The sequence below is a fragment of the uncultured Blautia sp. genome, from assembly GCF_902497045.1.
Classification (GTDB): domain Bacteria; phylum Bacillota; class Clostridia; order Lachnospirales; family Lachnospiraceae; genus Blautia_A.
Genome location: NZ_CABVDF010000280.1, coordinates 1 through 3,073 on the forward strand (window position 1 = coordinate 1; position 3,073 = coordinate 3,073).

Annotated in this window: 4 protein-coding genes; 2 read left to right on the forward strand and 2 right to left on the reverse strand. The window is 44.5% G+C overall.

Translation table 11 applies throughout. The features are described 5' to 3' along the window. Positions 1 to 17 precede the first annotated feature (17 nt). Together ygeW and arcC are read left to right on the forward strand one after the other, a co-directional pair. A complete protein-coding gene (gene ygeW, locus RDS42_RS13715) occupies positions 18 to 1,211 on the forward strand; it encodes a knotted carbamoyltransferase YgeW (protein ID WP_308784149.1) in 1,194 nt (397 codons plus the stop codon). 82 nt (positions 1,212 to 1,293) lie between these two features. Beyond that, complete coding sequence (gene arcC / locus RDS42_RS13720; protein ID WP_308784150.1) at positions 1,294 to 2,238, forward strand: carbamate kinase; 945 nt, start codon at positions 1,294 to 1,296, stop codon at positions 2,236 to 2,238. A 101-nt stretch (positions 2,239 to 2,339) separates the two neighbouring features. Here the strand turns inward: arcC and RDS42_RS13725 are convergent, their stop codons facing one another. After that, positions 2,340 to 2,630, reverse strand: a complete 291-nt coding sequence (locus RDS42_RS13725) for a BMC domain-containing protein (RefSeq protein ID WP_308784151.1) — start codon at positions 2,628 to 2,630, stop codon at positions 2,340 to 2,342. Between the two features lie 25 nt (positions 2,631 to 2,655). Next, positions 2,656 to 2,955: a BMC domain-containing protein gene (locus tag RDS42_RS13730; RefSeq protein ID WP_308784152.1), complete on the reverse strand. Its 300-nt coding sequence runs from the start codon at positions 2,953 to 2,955 to the stop codon at positions 2,656 to 2,658. Positions 2,956 to 3,073 lie beyond the last annotated feature (118 nt).

Sequence of the window (3,073 nt, forward strand, 5' to 3'; positions counted from 1 at the left end):
CATAAAGGAGATTTTACATGAAAACATTACAGGATTATATTGACAAATTAAACAGCCTTAACTTCAAAGAAATGTACAACAACGATTTCTTCTGGACATGGGACAAAACAGACGATGAGCTTGAGGCTGTATTTACCGTTGCTGACGCTCTTCGTTTCATGAGAGAGAACAATATTTCCACCAAAGTATTCGAAAGCGGTCTTGGAATCTCTATCTTCCGTGACAACTCTACAAGAACACGTTTCTCTTTTGCATCTGCATGTAACCTTCTTGGTCTTGAAGTTCAGGATCTGGACGAGAAAAAATCTCAGATCGCACATGGCGAAACAGTTCGTGAAACTGCAAACATGGTTTCCTTTATGGCTGATGTGATCGGTATCCGTGACGATATGTATATCGGCAAAGGACATGCTTATCAGAAAGAATTTATGGACGCTGTAACAGAAGGAAATAAAGACGGCATTCTTGAGCAGAGACCGACTCTTGTAAACCTTCAGTGTGACGTTGACCATCCGACACAGTGTATGGCTGATATGCTGCACATCATCCATGAATTCGGCGGTGTTGAAAACCTGAAGGGCAAAAAACTTGCCATGACCTGGGCATACTCTCCTTCCTATGGAAAACCACTTTCTGTTCCTCAGGGTGTGATCGGTCTTATGACACGTTTCGGTATGGACGTTGTTCTTGCTCATCCGGAAGGATATGACGTAATGCCTGAAATTGAAGAGATCGCAAAGAAAAATGCCGAAGCTACCGGCGGTTCTTTCACAAAAACAAACAGCATGGAAGAAGCATTTAAAGATGCTGATATCGTTTATCCGAAGAGCTGGGCTCCATTTGCAGCCATGGAAAAACGTACCAACCTTTACGGCGAGGGCGATTTCGACGGAATCGACAAACTGGAAAAAGAGCTTCTTGCTCAGAACGCACAGCACAAAGACTGGGCTTGCACCGAAGAGCTTATGAAAACAACAAAAGACGGAAAAGCTCTCTATCTGCACTGCCTGCCGGCTGACATCACAGGCGTAAGCTGCGAGACAGGTGAGGTTGATGCAAGTGTATTTGACCGCTACAGAATCCCGCTTTACAAAGAAGCAAGCTTTAAACCATATGTGATCGCTGCTATGATCATGCTGTCCAAATTTGAGAAACCTCAGGATATCCTCAAGAAACTGGAAGTAAAAGCAGCGCCAAGAATCCTTAAATAAATTCTTCTAAAAGAGTAACAGGGCCTGTGGAGCATTGTTCTGCAAGGCCCTTCTCTTTTCTTACCATTCAGGAGGTTTTTACATGTATAAGCGTAAACGAATCGTTATTGCACTGGGAGGAAATGCATTGGGGAATACTCTCCCGGAACAGATGGAAGCTGTAAAAACAACAGCAAAAGCACTCTGCGACCTGATCGAAGACGGACATCAGGTAGTCGTTGTCCATGGGAACGGACCTCAGGTAGGTATGATCAACAATGCTATGGCGGCACTTTCCCGGGAAGACAGCAATCAGCCCAACACACCTCTTTCCGTATGTGTGGCAATGAGCCAGGCATATATCGGGTATGATCTTCAGAATGCACTCCGCGAGGAGCTCCGCAAAAGAGGATTTGTACGTACCCCGGTGGTCACTGTAGTTACACAGGTACGAGTTGATCCAGAGGATCCCGCCTTCCAGAATCCCAGCAAGCCTATCGGTCATTTTATGACAAAAGAAGAAGCAGAACATGCAGAAAAAGCATATGGATACATCACAAAGGAAGATGCAGGCCGCGGCTACCGTCGTGTAGTAGCCTCTCCAAAGCCTGTAGAAATTGTAGAGCAGGATGCCATCAACAGCCTGGTTGACGCTAATAAGATCGTTATCTGCTGCGGAGGCGGCGGAATCCCGGTAACCCTTCAGGGAGATCACTTAAAAGGCGCTTCTGCCGTGATCGACAAAGATTTTGCCAGCTGTCTTCTTGCCAAAGAACTGGATGCAGATATGCTGATCATCCTGACTGCAGTAGAAAAGGTTGCTATTAACTTTGGTAAAGAAAATCAGGAATGGCTCAGTGAGCTTACTGTAGAAGAAGCAAAAAAATATGTAGAGGAAGGACATTTTGCTGCAGGTTCTATGCTTCCTAAGGTGCAGGCAGCCATGGACTTCGCTTCTTCCGGCAAAGGACGTACTGCTATGATCACACTTCTGGAAAAGGCCAAAGACGGAATCCAGGGAAAAACAGGAACCACGATTCATCTGTAAACAAAAAAGATCCAGCGAATTTTCATATTTTTTCGGGACAGATGTCCGAAAAAAACAGAATGATCCGCTGGATCTTATTTTGTTCTGTATGTTCTGTTCTTTTAAGAAAAATGATGCTTTTCCGCTTCCTCTTCTACCAGACGTACCGTCTCCTCAGAAGGATTGGAAATTACTGCTGCAGCAATGACCTCGCAGGGAGGATTCCCCTTTACACTCTCTACAGCTGCTGTCACGGCAGAAACATCACCACTTAAAAACACAGTGGCATGACCGCCGCACTTTGTATTCCAGGTACGAAAAGCTACGTCAGATGTCTTCAGCATCTGATCGATCACCAGGATGGCATTGCTGCTTCCCAGCACTTCTACCAGTCCGAATGCTCCATATCTCATATTGATTTCCTCACTTTATCCAGAATTATTTGTTAATAGTCATTGCAAGCGCTGTTTCCGTATCCTCTGTCGGAGAAGCAATAATGGTGTGGCTTACAACCTTACCCAGAGGCTTTGCTGTCTCAAGTGCCACCTCCATAGCTGCATTTACATCAGAAACAGAACCTCTTATCTTCACACAGGCGCCGCTTTTCAGACGGTTACGCTCCACACTCTGGATTTTTACATTTGCTGCCTTGGATGCAGCGTCAAGAGCTACAAAGCAGGCAACCAGATTATCCAGTTCAAATACACCCACTGCCATGCCGTTATAATTCTCAGCCATAATACCTCCCACTTTTCTTACCAGAAAATTTCTCTATTGTTGTATTTAATACCAGTATACCTGTTTTTCAGTAAAAATACAAGTGAAATCAACAAGAAAAAAGAAATCATATGTGGTT